The following is a 16728-nucleotide window of genomic DNA, read 5'->3' as shown; positions in this document are numbered from 1 at the left end:
CCCTCGTCAGCCTGCCCACCCTGGCAGCCTGATCCTCCCGGCCCAAGCCGGTGATCGCGATGGCTCTCAACGAGCTACACCACGCCAAGGGACACGACCATAGCCCGCTGATCGTATCAGCCTGGATGTTGGCGAAGTGTCCCCACTGACACGGGATCGTAGCGTCCGTGCCGTCGCAGAGATACCATCCATAGATGCCACCGCCAGCCTCAACGTTGGTGAACTTAGAGCCCTGGAAGTTCACGAGGCGGTAGCAGCCCGTCGCCACGTACTGGCATTGGCCGTCCGAGGCGATCAGGCCGTTATCAATTGGCTCATTCGGAAAACCCGTGCTGGCATCCATATAGATGCCGATGTTGTTCTGCTCGGTTCCGGATCCAGTAATGCGAAAATTGTTGAGCACGACCTGCCAGATATGAGTAAAATCGAAGGCGTGATTGCATCCGAGCACGCGGATATCCTCGTGTACGCTCTCATTTTCATACTTGACCTTAAGACCATTAGCTTTGTCTAATTCTTTTCCAGCACACTTGAGCGTCAGACGGTTGACGCCATTGCCGTTTGTGATCGTAGATCGAGTGTTAATACCTTGGATGATCGGAAAATTTCCGTCACCCTGTAGTATCGTCGCCAGTCGCCCGGCGCCTTCGATGTAGATGCCGGAACGGCCACTACGATCGAATGGACCGCTGGTCATGCAGACTCCGGCCGGCAGCTTGAGACGCATGCCACTCGGGAATGCAGCCTTGGCTGCGTTGTAGGCCGGAAGATTGTCGGTCACGCCATCGCATTTGCCGCCGAAGCGCTCGACCGGGATCGAAGGCAATAGAGCTTGGACGAAGGCCGTGGTGGCGTGCGCATCCGAGTTCGTCGTCAGATCTGGTGCCGACGGAGTCCACACCGAACCCGGGATCTGGACCGCATCTGTGGTCGGGATGATTTTAACTTCCTGCCGATGGCGAAACTTCAAAGGGCCAAAGCCGACATCGGTATTGCCGAATTCGTTCCCGAACATGCGATCCGGCAGCAAAATGTCATTTGCTTGCGCGGACATATATAATGCTTCAGTAGAAAAAAAGGATCCCAAAAGCAGGAAAAATTTGAACATTCGCAGCACTTCCTGTTCAAGCGATTGATATGAAGAGCGATCATTCCGGCTAAATTCCTACAATTGCGTTCGATTTGCCCCCCGGGGCAGGGCTATCGCATATGGGGTCGTTCTTTTCGAACGCCCTGGGAGGCGACGAATTTTCGCCTCCCGCCGCTGGCGTCTTCGCTATGCTGCGAAGATTGCCGCAGCGGAAAATGCGGCGCTGCACCGGGGTCGTGTCCCGGGTTGTGGTGTAGCTCGCCGATAGCGGGAGAGCCCGCCTTCGCGCCCTTCAAAGCGCTGTAGCAGGCGGGGCCTCTCGCGGGATGGTCATCGGGGGTTGCCTGGTAGAGTCGGGTTGCGAGCACCAACCTCGAACCCGAGAAACCCCCGATGACCGACGCGATGATGGCCCTGCCCAGGCAAATGGACAAGAGCGCCGACGCCGATCTGCTGCGCGAGATGATCGGCTTTGCGGCCGAACGACTGATTTACCCTGACCCAGCCGACAGATCCGCGCCGAGCGCAAGTTTTTTAGGCATCCTAAACCCTGAAGGAGGGTGGATGCCATGCCTCGCAAACGCTTCACGAACGAGCACATCGCCCTTGCCCTGCGGCAGGCGGAGAACGGTGCGACGGTGGACGAGGTCTCCCGCTACCGGCGAGCTACACCACCACCCGGGCCACGACCAGCTATCTATCACGACTGGATGCACGGCGGCGTTCTCACCGACATTCTGGCTGCTCTGGCCGAGGAGGCAGACCTGTAATGGGTCTGCTTCGGTGCCACCATCGTGCGCGCCCATGCTCAGGCAGCCGGCGGGCGCCGGGAAAAAGGGGCTCTGATGCCCAGGGCCTGGGTCGCTCCCGCGGCGGCTTGAGCGCCAAGATCCATCTGATTTGCGATGCGCTCGGCAATCCGGTCCGCCTACTGGCCGGTCCGCGTCAGCAGGGCGATGTGCTGCGCGCCGCCGAGTTGATCGAGGGGCTTGCCTGCGGCCATGTCATCGCCGACCGTGCCGACGATGCCGAGCATTTCCACGACACCGTGTTGGACGCTGAGGCGATCCCTATGGTCCCGCCACGGCCCAATCGGTGCCGGCCTCATGCGTTCGATCACATCCTCTACAAGGAGCGCAATCTGGTCGAGCGTTGCTTTGCCAAACTCAAGCAGTTCCGACGCGTTGCAACCCGCTACGACAAGCTGCTTGGCAAATCCACCGGCTTCGCAACCGTCGCCGCCATCTGCATCTGGCTCAGATAGTTAAATTCTCGCCACAGCCTAGATGCTTGAATCCAGACCTATCCGGTAGACCAAACTCCCAAATTCTCACCACAGCCTAGTCGACCATATATGTAACTAAGCATATTGAGGCGAATTTGGTTGACATAGAAGGTGCACATCTCTCTTATCCGGACCGACGCCGCGTGCCCGATGACCGACCTGTGAGCGGGTCGCGGTCAAATAGGCCTTGACCTCTCGGTGAACCGGACCACTCGAGAAACTGCACGAGGCTGTCGACTTGATCATCGTGACGGCCGTTCGGAAAGGCCATCAGCTCCTTGCGGAACGGCTCAAGCCAGACAGCCTCACGAGGCAGGCTGTACTGCCCCGTTTCCAGGCGCGCCGTCTGACCCTCGAAGCGCTCGCGTTTGCCGATACGTGGCTTAACACTTACGAATGTCCGGTTCCGCTCATCTTCGAACCGCAATTGCTGCAGCAATGGGATGCCCGAGCCAGCTGACTCAATCAGGACGACGTCCGCTCGCCAGCGCTTCGCCAGTCCACTCACCCGATGCTTGAGATCGGGAAAGTCGAGGCGCTCACGGACCACATCGAGCAGGTGCCAGCGCCCGCCCAGATAACCCCAGGTCTGCCCAACCGAGAAGTCGCTGGTGGGTTCGCTGGTCAAAGCCGTGTCCCAGCTCTGAACGATGTGTTGGTAGCAGGCGCGGTCCTGAGGCTGCTCGTAGATGCCGAACCACTCCCAGCGCACGCGGTTTCCGCCCGGTGGTGTCGGATCTTGCTGGTACTGGGTCGCAAAGGCAAAGGCACCCATCTCGCGCCGCAGCTGCTCGAGCACCGATGCCGGCTCTCGTTCCGGGCACAGCACCGTGCCTTTGCTCCGCCGATGCTGTTCACCGAAGCCGATCGGGACCACCTCGTCGGCCATCGCGATTGCGGGCAGGTTGAGATGCTCGAACTGCCCCGATTCTACAAGATAGGCTGCCAGATCATCCTCGTGCAGGCGCTGCTGGATGGCCACGATCCGACCCGTGGCCTTGTCGTTGAGACGCGTGAGGAGCGTCTGCTCGTAGTAGGTCCGCACCCGGTCCCGCTCGACGGGTGAGCTGGCATCGGCGGCCTTCATCAGGTCATCTACGACGATCAGATCAGCGCCGAAACCGGTCACGGCACCGGCCAAGGAGACGGCTCGGCGCCCTCCATGCGCGGTTGTGATCTGCTCCTCTTCGCGGTTGCCGCCGGGCGCTAGCCGCGTTCGCGGAAACAGGTGCGCGTACCAAGCCTGCCCGAGAACGCTCCGGAAATCGCGGGCGTGCTTGGCCGCAAGATCGCCGCCATAGCTCGCAACCAGGATCTTGAGGCCCGGATCGTGTCCCAGAAGCCAAGCCGGGAAGGCCACCGCCGCACAGATCGATTTGAGGTGACGGGGTGGGATCGTGATCAACAGGCGTCGGCATTCACCGCGCGCGACCCGTTCAAGGGCGTGGGTGACGGCACGCACGTGCCAGGCTGGCTGGAATGCGTGCCCAGGATGGAGGCTTGCGAAGGCGCGCCATGTGAAGAGGTACAGGTGCTCACGCACGATGGCGTCGCGCAGAGTGGTCTCATCAAACATCGCTGCCTCCCGTCAGTGAAGCATTGCGATGGCGGGGCTGACGTCACCCGCGGCCGGTGCGCCTTCCCTAAGGCCATCCCCAGGATTGCCGGCCTCATCGTTGGGTTGGGGCGTACCGGCTGAAATATGAGCCACATATGCGGCCAAGATGTCGCGATCGGTCTGGTCGAGAGGAACGGATTGGCCCGTTTGAGGCGCAGCTAGCGCTGGATTCGTCTCCCGCAGCACCTCCCGCATCGCGCGTAGCGCTCGGGCATCACCCTGACAGGCCTGATCCACGAGGCGTCTGACGATCACCTCCCGCTTCGTCATCGACACCGGATAGCCGCCGTCCTTGACGACGATCTTCCGATCGAGCTCGTCTTCGATAAGGCCGCGCAAGGACTTGTCCCTCTGCGGGCGGCCACGCGGATTGCCGCTCTGTCCCGGCTTGAATTGCGTGGCTTTCGGGGGTTTGCCGTACCCGACTTCGTATGCAGGGTCGGTGTCGGAGCGCCGCTTCCGCTGCGGCTTGTTCGGCTCAGACATGGGCGGCCCCCTCTGCAGACATCTGGTTCATCTGCTCGCGAGCGGCACCAGCGCCCTCATCCGACATTCGAAACTCGTCGGCCTGCAGAGCCATCGTCCGCCGACTCGCCGCGACGTCATCGAACGATGCGCCTTCCCCCGTCAGCAGCGCTGGCTTACCCGTCAGCGCCTGCCAACGCCGCACGGCGACGTCGACGTAGACCGGATCGAGTTCGAGACCGTAGGTGATCCGCCCTGTGCGCTCGGCGGCGATCAGGGTCGTCCCGGAGCCGCAGAAGGCATCCAGCACCCGATCGCCGCGCCGCGTGCAATCCTTGATGGCATCCGCAACGAGCGCGACCGGCTTCACCGTCGGATGGGCAGCCAGGTTGGCGAGCCGATCGCGTCCGAATGCGTTGATGCCGGCATAGTCCCACACATTCGTGCGGTAGCGTCCGTACCGGCCGAGCTCGATCGTGTTCAGGTGTGGTGCACCTGGCTTCTTCAGGACGAAGACCAGCTCGTGCTTTGAGCGGTAGAACGAGCCCATCCCGGCATTGGTCTTGTTCCAGACGCACAGGTTGAGCTGCTCCAATCCCGCGCGGCGGACGGCGGAGGTCAGCTCGAAGACATGGCCATGATCCATGGCGACATAGAGCAGCCCACCGTCGATGGTTTGATCGCGCAGGTGGCTCATGGCTTGCGTGAGAAAGGCGATGAACCCGCTCTCAGTCATCTCGCCGGAGGCCATCGCGAACTCGCGATGGTGCACCCGTCCGCTGCCGCAGACATGGCCGGAGATCGGCACGTTGTAGGGCGGATCCGCAAACACCATCCGCACGAGGCCAGCCTCCAGGAGCGTGGCGTAGTTTTCCTTCTCGAGGGCTGACCCACACATCAGGCGATGGGGCCCGAGTTGCCAGACATCGCCCGCCCGCGTCACCGCTCCATCTGGGTCAGGCATCGGACACTGGTCTGCGGCATCGGGCTTTGCAGCAGGGCCATCTACGATCAGGTCGATCTCCGCCGTCTCGAAGCCGGTCAACTCAAGCTCGAAATCGAGCACCAATCCGGTGAGTTCGGAGAGCTCGAGCGCCAGCGCTGAACGATCCCACCTCGCGTTCTCGGCCAGCCGGTTGTCGGCAAGACGGAAGGCGCGCACCCGCTCGGGCGAGAGATGGCTGGCGCGGATCGCAGGGATTTTTGGCAGACCGAGGGATCGCGCAGCGAGCCATCGGCCGTGGCCTGCGATGATGGTGTTGTCATCCGCGACCACGACCGGCACCAGGAAGCCAAAGGCGCGGATGCTCGCCCCGATCTGAGCGACCTGCTTGTCGCTATGGGCCCGCAGTTCCCGCGCATAGCCTCTCAGCGTCTCGGTCGGAACGGCTTCCACCCTGTCAGCGAGGTAGGTGTTGGATAAGATAGCAGCCTCTCTCTGCGGTTCGATACCCTGATCTGAGAGGGAAGAAGATTTCTTGCGGGTTGATCGTCTTGAATACTGCGACATCCTGAGCCCCCTGTTGTATGATGCGCTCGTCAGCAGAGCGCATCGCCACAGATCCGTAAGGGTCTTGGCGCCAACAGCGGGCTGAGATGTTCGGACAGCTTCAGAGCAGCCAGACAACATCGCAGCCTTCGCGGCGCGAAGACTGGTTTGCTTGACACATTATGCTCTGCCTCAGACGACCCGCTGTGGGTCAAATGCTGCCGTCTAGGTGCGGCATTAGTTTCGGCAAGGAAAACCCAACCGAAAAGGCAGCTCATTGCTCCGGATCTTCGATATGCGTTTCACGGCGCCGCTTGTCAAGAACATAAGCGGAACAAAATGAGGCGAGCGGATTGCTCTGCGACGGATCGGGGTGTCTCACGGGCACACATCGCTGTCCTGGCGCGCAGACCCACCCCAGCATTGATCCGATCAAGACCCAGTTGACCTTCCGCACTCCGAGAGGCCGCCGTTTTTCAACTGAGATGGAGATGCCATCGCGGATCGAGTTAATGCTCGGAGGATTTCGATTTGATCGCGGAATTCTCTGCGCGACGGAGCAGATTACACTGGATGCGGCCGCAATAACGAGCACTGTGGAGGTGTCGCAGCACCCATCGGAGCAATCGATGACGTACCCATCCTGGCACACAGCTCTTCGCGCGCTCAAAGCAGATCGGCAAGCGCGTGAACCGGTCCGCCATGAGCGTTTGCGCGGCAGATCATTCACCCACATCTCGGGATTGAACGCACTATCGGTGTGGCGCGGTCGATCTGGTAGACGCTACATTGTGGTCGTCTACACGCGCGCTCAGCTTGATTGCCGGCTCGCTGACACCCAGACCGATTTAGCCGAAGCCGTCATCCTCGCGGTTCGCACCAATACGACCCCAGGCCTCGTATCGATCATCGCGGCAAGTGAGGGATTGTGTGGTCCCAATGCGGCGAATTGGCTTGCCAGTATGGCACGCGTCGGCATCGACGAATTCCACGTCCATCGCCTCGCCCCATCACTGACCGATCGCACGGCGATCCTGCTCGACGTCTGCACCCCTGATCTCGAGGCGCTGCCGTGAGTGCCGCTCGTCGATCCCTCCGGGCCCTACCTCGATCGTTGCCACCCTCAGAGCAACGCTCGAGTCCTGCCGGAATCAGCCTTGAGTCCGCACAGCAAACTCAGGGTCCAATCACCTGATGGCCCGCCGTGAGTTCTCCAAGGCTGTCCAGCGTGCAGCCTTCCATCGGGCCCAGGGTCGCTGCGAGGGACAGTTGGCGGACGGAGACCGCTGTCCCTGCTCCCTCACGCCTGCCAAATTCGCTTACGACCACATCGTACCCGACGCGCTTGGTGGCGAACCCATCCTCTCCAATTGCCAAGTCCTGTGCATGCTTTGCCATGCCAAGAAAACGCGCGCCGATGTGGCCCGCATCAGCAAGGCCAATCGCTCCTGGGACCGCCATCACGGCATCGCAGATCCGCATCGCCGCAAGATCCAGAGCAGAGGCTTTCCCAAAGCCCCGCCGCAACGGGCAGCAACGCGCCCGCTTCAACGCTGGTTGGACACGGCAGAGCTGGATCCGTTTGAGGAGGCCCTTCCAGACCCCTGACTGGAACAGAAGCGGTTGACCTGACCGGCCGGCTTAGGGCCGGACTGATCTAGAGAATCAGCCAGGACCAGAGGAGCCGAAGATGGAGTGAGGCTTCTACGTCGCAGTCAGCGCCTACGCTCGCTATGCGAAAGGGGGCAGCCATGACACTGACGCTGCATCACGCCTCGGGGACCAATGCAGTGGTCCGCCAATCCGATAGACATTGCGTGGGCAGCATGACGACGGCCAGTCTCGCTATCTCCGACCTGTTCAGCCTCAACCGTGCGCTAACGCTCATAGAGCGGAAGCGGCTCCGCACCGGTACGACACCGAAGGGCTACGTGGCACTGCCCGGGACCAGGCTGACCGGCGAGAACTGCGGATCATGCGCGCACCTCGTCCGCCGGGAGTTGACGCGGACATACCTGAAGTACGGGCTGCCACAACGCAGCTGGGAGCGAGGAGCCGCTCGCGACGTGCGTGCCAAGGCGTCGGCGTGCAAGCCGGTGGGAGGCAACCTCAGCCGTGTAGGTGGCCCGTGTCTGGGAGACCCTACGCTGCCGCCGCGGTCTCGGACGCAAGGAGATCGAGCCACAGGTCTAGGCCGAGGGCGCCCTGCTTGCGCAACGCCACGCGTGCGCGTCGGGTCTCATCGTCGAATGCAACGCTCAGGTACTCGGGGACGCTCCCCGCGTTCAGCACACGGATGCGGGCTTGCGTGGTGGACCGCTCCAGCACCGAGCACGTCACGGATAAGCTGCCCAGCAGGATATGCGCCTTCGGGTGGTTGGGCGTGTGCGTGAAGTGCAAGTTCGCCATCGGGGCCGCCTCGCTCGAGAGTGAAGCGGCGACTTTACCTGAGAAACCCCTACCAGCCTGTTGCGGCGCAGCAACGAGCGCGATTGTATGTCTCAAAGCCTATTTGAGCGCCTCTGCCGGCCGTCCCCATCTGTCTTGTGTGCCAACACGAATTCCGCCTGGCAGGGCGGCGTGGAGAGCAGATGTGGACGGATCAGCATCGGACGCGTCATTAGGCGCGTCTGAAGGACATGGTGTTGCAGGCCGGGCTGGACGAGGTAGCCCGCTTTCTGGAGCGAGCGGATCCGCCGGGCAGTCCGGACACAACATCGGCGCGCCGCGTGCTGGCGGGGATCGCCTGGCATCTGTGGACAGGCGGTGAGTGGTGTCAACACCGGGTGCATCGTGGTTCTCCGTCACTTCGTGTGGTGGGTCAGACCGGGTTGAGAACGCGCTGACGCAGAAGTTCGAAGCCGGCGCGTCCGTACATGCTGCGCTTGATCGTCATGAGGCGGCTGATCTCGCCCTCCACCGGTCCCGTCGACCACGGCAGCGCGATCACATTCTCGATCCCGGCAGCATCGCGTTGCAGGCCGGCGGCGAACCGCTTCAGCACGCTCGACCGGGCCGCGGCCAGCCAGTCCGTGACTGGCTCCGAGGATTGACCGCGCGGCATGCGTGCGAAGCGAACTGCCAAGTCAGCCGCGTCGGCCAGTTTCGGTGCGTGCAACCTTCGGACTTCGGCGTGACGCGCACGGCGCGGTGCGTGGCGCGCCAGTTTGCGACGATCTGAGGCTGTGGCCGGACGCGCGCGGTTCTGCTCGATCCGGAGCGCCGCGGCCCGCTCATCTCCGAGCGTGCGCGTCACCGAGTGGATCACGGCGTGCTCGCCGCCGACCACCTCCTGCAACGCCTCGCCGAGGTTCCGCAGCAGGTGCCACCGGTCCAAGACGTGCACCGCCTCGGGCGCACCTTGCCGGACGGCCTCGCTGTAGACCTCGGCCCGGTCGCGGGCGATGATCTCGACCCTAGGATGGCGCCGTAGCCACGCGGCGACTACCTCGATCTCACGATCGGGCAGGAGATCGGCGATCACCCGGCGCTCCAGATCGACGATTACCGTGCCGTAGCGGCACCCGCGTCGCCATGCCCACTCATCGATGGCGATCACGCGCGGCGGCAGCGCGACCGGTGTCGGCCCGGCCCGGACGAAGCGAAGGAAAGTGGACGGACTGGCCGGAATGGCCAGACGGTAGGCCAGCCGCGCGGCCGGTGCTCCGCCGAGGGCGAGGCCGAAATGACGCTGCAGGTCATGGAGGCGCCGCGAGCGCCGTGCATGCGGCGCGGCGACGTCCGGCGGGGTCTCGCTGAAGGTACGACGGGGGCAGGCAGGATTGCGGCATCGCAGGCGGCGCAGGCGCACGTGCAGGCCGACGGAGCGGCCCTGCCAGGGCAGGTCGGCGAGGTGACGCCCATAGGAGCCGTGGACGCTGTCTGACCGCAAACGGCAAGCGGAACAGCACGCCGTCAGCGACCGTGGCACCGCAAGCACAGTCACGTGCTGGGGCTCGGACGTGACAGAGACGACACGCAGCGAGGGCGGAATGAACGGGCGCAGGCGCTTGGGCATGGGACGAACTCGGGCGGCTATCACCCTCGTCCGAACCCGCTGTCGGCACGGCGGGTCCCGGTCCGCCCGCCCCACAACACGAAGTGACGCAGAACCAGACTTCGGCGCCCGTTGACACCCGGAAAGGTCGAGCCGACGAACAATGCCTCTGAGCGGCTGCTGTGTCCGGCCGTCGTGCAGCGGAAGGTCACCAACGGCTACCGGGCCATGTGGGCGGCCGATGGCGAGGCCGCCGTCCGCACCGTTGTCGACACCGCCCGCCTGATCGGCACCAATCCATTCGGCGCCATCCTTAAATCCGTCAGTGCCTGAACTCCCCAAACACAGGCCTGGTTGATTACTCTTAACTTTCTTATCTACGCATGAATATTTATCTCAGTTGAGCCTGCAGGGTATATTTCTGCAAGGTGCGCCTCGTATCCTCGCAAATCCCACAGGCGAAGTTCGCTATATCTAAAAATCTTGGTGTATTTGGTTTGTTCGTCTTTGACATAACAGCATTCAAAGGAAAGCAAGACTGTTTTAGTATATTTGATTCGTTTGATATCCGAATTAATATCAAGAGATATTGTTGAGAGAGCACCACTTTGAATGGCTCCGAACGCATCAATAAGAAGGTCAATCTCGTCCTGGGTGAATTTGAATATGAAACATAGACGTGGCACTCGCGACTCACGTGATTCGACTGGAAGATCGCGTAGAACACGGATCGAGAATCCGACAGCAACTTCATCAGGCAGAGTGAACACATATTGCGGGTTCACGCCTTCCAACGCTACAAGGGTTCCGAATTTGGACGCGGAAGACCTTGCTTCGCGGCCTTCCTGTCGTCCGTGCGTACGATAGTGCAGCAATGGGTTAGATTTAGAAGTCGCAACATCAGGATACCGCATCAAATAATCGGTTGTGTTAAAGTTTGGACTGGGATCGAACCCAGTTTCTGCGCCAATTTTGTTGTAGTGCTGGAGAGGATCTAGGCGTGTTTCGCCAGTCTGTTGACGATAGAACGCTGTGTCAAAATCCTCAGCAGGATTTAAGTTAGCAGCGACTCCATACCTGACATAGTGCAGGTAAGGGTCGATTCCAGAATCAGCCGCTGATCTATTGATACGCAGGTAGTAGGTGGCGTCAAACAGTTTTGGCACAGGGCCGATCGTGAGTCTGCGAAAGACGGTACTCGCAGTCATGATCATGAGTTTTATGAAGGCGCTTTGGTTCATGCGAACACAGGTCTTTCACACAAAGTACGCAGTACCGCTGCGAAAGCGGCCGGATTGCATTCTTGATCGACTTGCAGTCGCCCAGCACGCTGCAGATCGGCCCAAACGTCTGCTTCGGAGTAGAGGCGGAGCAGCGCATCCGCGAAGGCTTTTGGATCTCGCCAGTCGCAGACATGATATCCTGCATCCTTTGGCCAGCCGATCTGCTCTGCCAAAATCGGGGTCACAAGACAGGGCAATCCGTGAGCAACGGACATGTGGACCTTATGCGGCACGCCTGCTGCGTAGCGCGTTGGCGCAACCGAGATGCGTGCATTTGCTAATAGCGGGGTCAGATTTGACACCCGTCCCAGAACTTCCACCCCTGGTCTTGTAAACCGGCGCCGGAATTCGGATGTGATTTGACCAACAATCCGCATCCGCACTTCCGGTAATTGGTTGCGCACGATAGGCCAGACCGAATCTAGAAACCAGCCGAGTGAATCGATATTCGGCGACATCTGATCGACAAGCGACCCAATGAATAATAGACCAGACCGATCAGCGAAGCAGGTTTCCTGAATTTCAGGTAAATCGAATGCGTGCCCGAGGATCGTGACGTTGGTTATGCCAAAATTGTTCAGGATACTCGCTTCCGCAGGTGAGACGCAAACAACGTGATCGGCCTGGGCGAAATTGCGGGTCTCACGAAGGGCTGACTGCTTAAAAGACGGGGCCGCAATCTGTCCATCTCGGAGAGCTTTCTCAATAAAGTCGCGCAAGCAAAACAGAGCCTCAGAGTCAAAGATAACGCGTTTCCGGACAATATCGCGTAGTGAAAATCCCTTATCTTGCGCAACTTGACATGCGAGATCGATATTATGTGGACGACTGACCCACATAGTATCATAGTGATCGCGTCGCTCGTCGAACAAGGAACTCAACCCCACCGCTGAACCCGGATTGAGGATTTCAACAGTATCGGGCAGGTCACGATAGCGATCATAAATATTCGAATCGGCCCGATGAACTGGGTAGACTGTAACGCGGTAGCCAAGGCTGTCCATGGCCTTGATAATGAAGTTCGCGCGTGGCAGGCCCGATCCAAGATCGTGATGAGGTACGGCGTCATCGATGTAAAGCACACGCAATGCCCAATTATCGTGCTCGCGGTCCCCAAAGCGAGGTCGTACGCTAGGATCTGGGAATAGCCAAGAACGATGCCGATCAAGGAAGATTTTACGGTTGCGATCAATCAGAAATTCTACATCCGATCGCTGCCGACTGGTCGCGTTTTCGAAATGAATCGCAGTCGCTCGTGGCTGATAAATAACGCGCCGCCCTTTTTGGTGACAACGAACACATAGATCTGTATCTTCAAAATACGCAGGCTTATAAATATCGTCAAATCCATCGAGCTCAATAAAGAGATCCCGCTCGATCATGAGGACAGCTCCTGATACATAACTAACTTGACGCTGAAATGTACCTTCAGGAAGCAGTGGATTTGCATTGCCGCGACCATAAGCATGAGTAAGTTGAGCGTCATTTCGGAAAAACGCCCCGCACTCTTGAAGAATGCCTCCGGGAAACACCAGATGAGCGCCGACAATGCCTACGGAGGAATCGGCGAAAGGCTCGACAAGTGCGCCTATTGCGCCGGGCATAAGTTCAACATCAGGATTGAGAAACAAGAGGTATCGCCCTCGTGCCAAGTTGGATCCGGCATTGCAAGCAGGACCGAAACCGGCATTTTCCTCATTTCGGATTAATGTAGCCCCATCAACACGATCGAGGACTGATTGAGTTTCTGAATGAGATCCGTTATCGACAAGGATCACTTCAAATGTTGCACCAGCTAACGCCTGAAGAGAAGCAAGGCGATATAGAGTAAGTCCTAGCATTAAATGTGCGTTTCGCGAGACGATCACTACCGAAACCAATGGGTCGGACACCGGAGTGAAAGCGATGCGCAAAGCATTCCGCGCAAGCGCGTTTTCGATTAGCTGCGCCTCAACAAGAGCTGCAAGCCTTCCGTAATGCGGATCTATTGTCTCAGGACTCATTTGAATTCCTTGATCGATGAATCTTGATCTATCAACGGATCACAATAAAAAAATTAACCGACCAACTAAATCGTCTGTCAGAATGAGTATTTGTTTGAGAGGCAATTCATTCACCGTGGCGTGATGACTATCAATTATTGGAAGGAGAGTAACTGCGCTCGGTACAGGTGTAAGGCTGCCGGTTTCCTCAAACCTAAGCTTTAGTGGGCGCGATAAAGGTGATATTTTGCTTAGCTGCATCTCATGTACATCCCCTAGAGCATCAAAAACGAATACAGCCGCCGGGGAGGGACTTTTAATGAGGAAACTCGGTACCATGGCAACGGCCTCCGTAAAGTTACAGTTCGAACCAATTAACTTTGCCTCGGATGACCAATTTGCCGGCATTTCGGAGAAGTAACCAGCAATACACTCTCTGCTAGTGCGCGAAAGTACACGTTTACGCACCCACTCGGGTGACAGAGTTAGCCCAGCATCGCCTAAGAATTTGCGCGTCGTCGGTTGATCCTCACTGCTCTCATTCTTCCGCAGCAACCGAGCAAACCAACGTTTCCGCTCTGGAGTGAACCCTCTATCGTGAAGAGTGTGCAAGGGCGGCTTTTCCGTTGCGACGAGGATGCCGATCTCTGGATCGTTAGTGGTAAGTGAGCGGAGGGAAGTTTCACATGTCAGAAGGACGCTGCCACAAACGATTGCCTCATTTTCAGTCTTCTCATTCGAGATCCGTGGCGCAGGGCGGGCCCCCGACCGCCGCGGGATTGTAGCGAGCCATGCTGCCTCGCATTCCAAGGAATGAGTATTGTATCGATTGAGCAGGTCAGCACATTCACGCGTGAGCTCGTCCAAAGATTCTGCGTTATTATAAATTGATAGAAGAGTTGAAACACAGTCTTCCACGCCTGTGAGCTGATGAAAATGTGTTCGTGTTGCAAATCCTTCGAACGCAATCCGCGTTCCAATTACTGGCATGCCCATCGATAGGGCCTCTGCTACCTTCATCTTCAGCCCGCTCCCCATTAGCATGGGAGCTACGATTATATCCATCTGCTCATAAAATGTTTCGACTCGGTCAACATAGCCTACAAGGCGCACTCCCCGTAGGCTAAAGTTTTCTAGACTGTTGCAGATCTCGCCTGCGATAAATAGAGTTGGAAATTCCTCTTTCCATGAGTCCGACCAGGCATGCGCGAATTTACTAATCGAAAACAGATTCGGATCGTTTCCGTGACCAATAAACCCTAGTGATTTAATCCAACGTGGAGATTTTAAGAAAAAAGGTTGCGTCAGAATTGGAGGTAGTAGGCGCACGTCCGCTGCGACAAGCGTTTTAAAATAATCAGCCTCTTGAAGTTGTATCGCTAGTACAGTGTCAGCTCGCGCAAGTCCGGTAGTCTCGCTTACCTTATCTGTATAGAAAAAATTAGGTTCGCTTCTAAACGGCAAATACTGGAGATGTCGATCGGAAAAGCGATCATGTGTATCGATAATACGTTGAACACCGGCTGGAACAAATTCTAAGCAGCGCGACAAAAAAACGTAATTGACAATAATGGCACAAGTTTCGGGATATGTCGCGAAGTACCAAGAAACGAATGAAATCGCTTCGTCTGGACACCATGAATCAATCGGAAAGCCGCCGCACCAAGTCTTGAGCGAAATTAACTTCTCTACAGGGATTAAGAAAGTCCTCTGGAATTTGGAAACTATTGCACTAATGTCAGTGGGGGGGTGTTGCCCGAACCGCCTATAGATCTGATCTTCGTGTTGAATGTATGCTAAGTCAACGGCAAACCCTCCCCGGTGCAGTGCTTCACATGTTGCATTCAGCCGAACTCGGTTTCCAGCGCTTACGGGAAAGACTGGCATCGGTGTGACTACTAACACCGTAGGCGGATAAGGATCGGTGGATACAATCTCATTCATTCGCATCTGAGTCCGCTATTTCGTAACGACCTTCACTGACAAATATGACTCTGTCTAAGTCGGATTTATCGCGAACAGAAAAATCCACGGCGAGCCACATTTGCTTTTTAGGCGACGCAGAGAGGCGCACCGAGGTTACTGGGATGCAGACATATCCCACACCCGTGCGTCCCAAGATATAGGACGGAATAAAACTCAAATTATCTATCTTCAATTCCCCGGGCTGGAAACTAAAACTAAATTTAGTACTTCGTTTGTTCGAGGACAATGTATTTAAAGCTGCATCGAGCGTAATCAGTAATTTCGACAATCGCAGTGCTGTGATGGGGCTAAATGCTGTAATTATGCACTCGGTAAGTATTGATGCTTCTTCAAGCGAGAGATTAACCTTGGATGCTGACGTATTGAGGAGAATGTAAAGTTCCCCTACATGAGTTTGGATTGTAATGGTGAATCCGTCGTCGATATGCAAAATGCTCTGACGGTCGAGAACAAGTAGACAAGTTGGCTTACCGACCGCTTGTTCAGAAAAACCCGCGAATGCCCAGGTTAAAAGTTCCCAATTTTGAGGATGAACGACTGAAAGCGGCATAGCGCAAGATCCCGCGAGGGGGAACCGCAACACCACAATTTGGTCTGCGCAAAATATCAAATCTGCAGAAACACTATGTGACTCAGCGCCGAAGGTTGATCGAGTCTTCTTCGGGAACAGAACAACCTCGTGACTCATTCGGAGAGCTCTCTGCCTTCGAACAATGCTAGGATAGGTTTACGCCGAATAAATTCCGTAACGAAGCTCATCTTTTCAAAATGTCATCAATATCAGCTTCTCAGCATACAATATGGCTCGCATAATTTGCGGTTCCTATGAATAATTCTACGAGACAATTCGAATCAAAATTCGAATATTGCAACATTTTTTGGAAGCAGCAAAAAATTCAGATTTACATAGAGGTAAACATTGAGCAAACTAAGCTCACCGGCCGCTGGATGCCAACTGATAGCCGTCCAGTACGAATCTGAAATAATACTTAAACTCGTTATATTTGACTGGATCGCAGCTTCCATTTTAAAACTCTTACACGTTGGCTCAATTTTTCGGAGCTCGCACCGACCGGTTGCAGCTCATGCGTTTGAGGGCTTAGAGCGCTCTCCGCCGAAGTGGATGCCGGTTCGGCGAAAGAGAGCGCGTCAAAACAAAGGCTTGGAGCCGTGCCCCGTCGCAACGCGATCGGGAACGGCTCTAGCTGCCCCGGACTCTTTTAGTCCGTCCATTGTGGACTGGCAATCGCAAGCATCACTTCAGCGGTCGTGGGTCGACCATCGCCATTTCAGCGGGAGCGCATTCGAGAACTTGCACCCGGTCTTCAAGAGCGGTACCGCATAAGGCTGGATTTTAGCCAGCTGCGGCGAAATAGGTGCGGCATTCAGCTGGCGTGAATCAGGTCAAGCTGCGTGGTGCCGGGACGCGCCGACTGTCCGTCGTCAGATGATTTGAGACGGTTTGCGGTGCTCAGGAACGGAGGCTCTGGTCCACCTTGGTTGAGAGGTTAGGCAGCCTGCGCGTGGTGGCGC

At 57.6% G+C, this 16728-nt stretch carries 14 protein-coding genes and 1 pseudogene; 5 read left to right on the top strand and 10 right to left on the bottom strand.

Annotated elements, in window-relative coordinates; all coding sequences use genetic code 11:
• On the bottom strand, positions 1 to 1108 hold a 1108-nt coding region (locus MTDSW087_RS28140; protein ID WP_144768848.1), incomplete at its 3' end, for a pectate lyase family protein.
• A gap of 551 nt (positions 1109 to 1659) precedes the next feature.
• Here MTDSW087_RS28140 and MTDSW087_RS28135 point away from each other — a divergent pair.
• Together MTDSW087_RS28135 and MTDSW087_RS28130 are read left to right on the top strand one after the other, a co-directional pair.
• On the top strand, positions 1660 to 1860 hold the full coding sequence (locus MTDSW087_RS28135) for a hypothetical protein (protein WP_144768846.1): 201 nt from the start codon (positions 1660 to 1662) through the stop codon (positions 1858 to 1860).
• Positions 1860 to 2354 carry an IS5 family transposase gene (locus MTDSW087_RS28130; RefSeq protein ID WP_144768840.1) on the top strand — a complete coding sequence of 165 codons (495 nt, stop codon included), beginning with the start codon at positions 1860 to 1862 and terminating at the stop codon, positions 2352 to 2354. The genes MTDSW087_RS28135 and MTDSW087_RS28130 overlap by 1 nt, the downstream gene beginning before the upstream one ends.
• A gap of 145 nt (positions 2355 to 2499) precedes the next feature.
• Here MTDSW087_RS28130 and terL read toward each other — a convergent pair whose 3' ends face one another.
• The 3 genes from terL to MTDSW087_RS28115 are packed head-to-tail and all read right to left on the bottom strand — an operon-like array spanning position 2500 to position 5968.
• Positions 2500 to 3951 carry a phage terminase large subunit gene (gene terL / locus MTDSW087_RS28125; protein ID WP_144768838.1) on the bottom strand — a complete coding sequence of 484 codons (1452 nt, stop codon included), beginning with the start codon at positions 3949 to 3951 and terminating at the stop codon, positions 2500 to 2502.
• Between the two features lie 12 nt (positions 3952 to 3963).
• Positions 3964 to 4479 (bottom strand): DUF5681 domain-containing protein, encoded by a 516-nt coding sequence (locus tag MTDSW087_RS28120; protein ID WP_144768836.1) that lies wholly within the window; start codon positions 4477 to 4479, stop codon positions 3964 to 3966.
• Complete coding sequence (locus MTDSW087_RS28115) at positions 4472 to 5968, bottom strand: site-specific DNA-methyltransferase (protein WP_144768834.1); 1497 nt, start codon at positions 5966 to 5968, stop codon at positions 4472 to 4474. The genes MTDSW087_RS28120 and MTDSW087_RS28115 overlap by 8 nt, the downstream gene beginning before the upstream one ends.
• Positions 5969 to 6576: 608 nt before the next feature.
• Here MTDSW087_RS28115 and MTDSW087_RS28110 point away from each other — a divergent pair.
• Both MTDSW087_RS28110 and MTDSW087_RS28105 read left to right on the top strand, forming a co-directional pair.
• A complete protein-coding gene (locus MTDSW087_RS28110; RefSeq protein WP_144768832.1) occupies positions 6577 to 7023 on the top strand; it encodes a hypothetical protein in 447 nt (148 codons plus the stop codon).
• A gap of 118 nt (positions 7024 to 7141) precedes the next feature.
• Complete coding sequence (locus MTDSW087_RS28105) at positions 7142 to 7555, top strand: HNH endonuclease (protein ID WP_144768830.1); 414 nt, start codon at positions 7142 to 7144, stop codon at positions 7553 to 7555.
• Between the two features lie 534 nt (positions 7556 to 8089).
• Here the strand turns inward: MTDSW087_RS28105 and MTDSW087_RS30510 are convergent.
• Positions 8090 to 8356, bottom strand: a complete 267-nt coding sequence (locus tag MTDSW087_RS30510; protein WP_186384031.1) for a hypothetical protein — start codon at positions 8354 to 8356, stop codon at positions 8090 to 8092.
• Positions 8357 to 8768: 412 nt separating this feature from the next.
• Positions 8769 to 9965, bottom strand: a complete 1197-nt coding sequence (locus MTDSW087_RS28095) for an ISL3 family transposase (RefSeq protein WP_210248317.1) — start codon at positions 9963 to 9965, stop codon at positions 8769 to 8771.
• A gap of 117 nt (positions 9966 to 10082) precedes the next feature.
• Here MTDSW087_RS28095 and MTDSW087_RS28090 point away from each other — a divergent pair.
• A pseudogene (locus tag MTDSW087_RS28090) lies at positions 10083 to 10277 on the top strand (IS66 family transposase); the annotation flags it as partial.
• A 44-nt stretch (positions 10278 to 10321) separates the two neighbouring features.
• Here MTDSW087_RS28090 and MTDSW087_RS28085 read toward each other — a convergent pair.
• From MTDSW087_RS28085 to MTDSW087_RS28070, 4 genes are read right to left on the bottom strand one after another with little or no spacing between them, the layout of a single operon-like run.
• The gene (locus tag MTDSW087_RS28085; RefSeq protein WP_144768828.1) at positions 10322 to 11185 is read right to left on the bottom strand and encodes a hypothetical protein; all 864 of its coding nucleotides are present in this window, start codon (positions 11183 to 11185) and stop codon (positions 10322 to 10324) included.
• Positions 11182 to 13230, bottom strand: coding sequence for a glycosyltransferase (locus MTDSW087_RS28080; protein ID WP_144768826.1), 2049 nt, complete (start codon positions 13228 to 13230; stop codon positions 11182 to 11184). The genes MTDSW087_RS28085 and MTDSW087_RS28080 overlap by 4 nt, the downstream gene beginning before the upstream one ends.
• A gap of 39 nt (positions 13231 to 13269) precedes the next feature.
• A complete protein-coding gene (locus MTDSW087_RS28075) occupies positions 13270 to 15153 on the bottom strand; it encodes a glycosyltransferase (protein ID WP_186384030.1) in 1884 nt (627 codons plus the stop codon).
• Positions 15146 to 15883: a hypothetical protein gene (locus MTDSW087_RS28070; RefSeq protein ID WP_144768822.1), complete on the bottom strand. Its 738-nt coding sequence runs from the start codon at positions 15881 to 15883 to the stop codon at positions 15146 to 15148. Before MTDSW087_RS28070 ends, MTDSW087_RS28075 begins: the two co-directional genes overlap by 8 nt.
• Positions 15884 to 16728 lie beyond the last annotated feature (845 nt).

Source organism: Methylobacterium dankookense (genome assembly GCF_902141855.1).
Taxonomy (GTDB): domain Bacteria; phylum Pseudomonadota; class Alphaproteobacteria; order Rhizobiales; family Beijerinckiaceae; genus Methylobacterium; species Methylobacterium dankookense.
The sequence above is the reverse complement of the archived record's forward strand: the minus strand, read 5'-3'. Positions and strand labels throughout refer to the sequence as shown.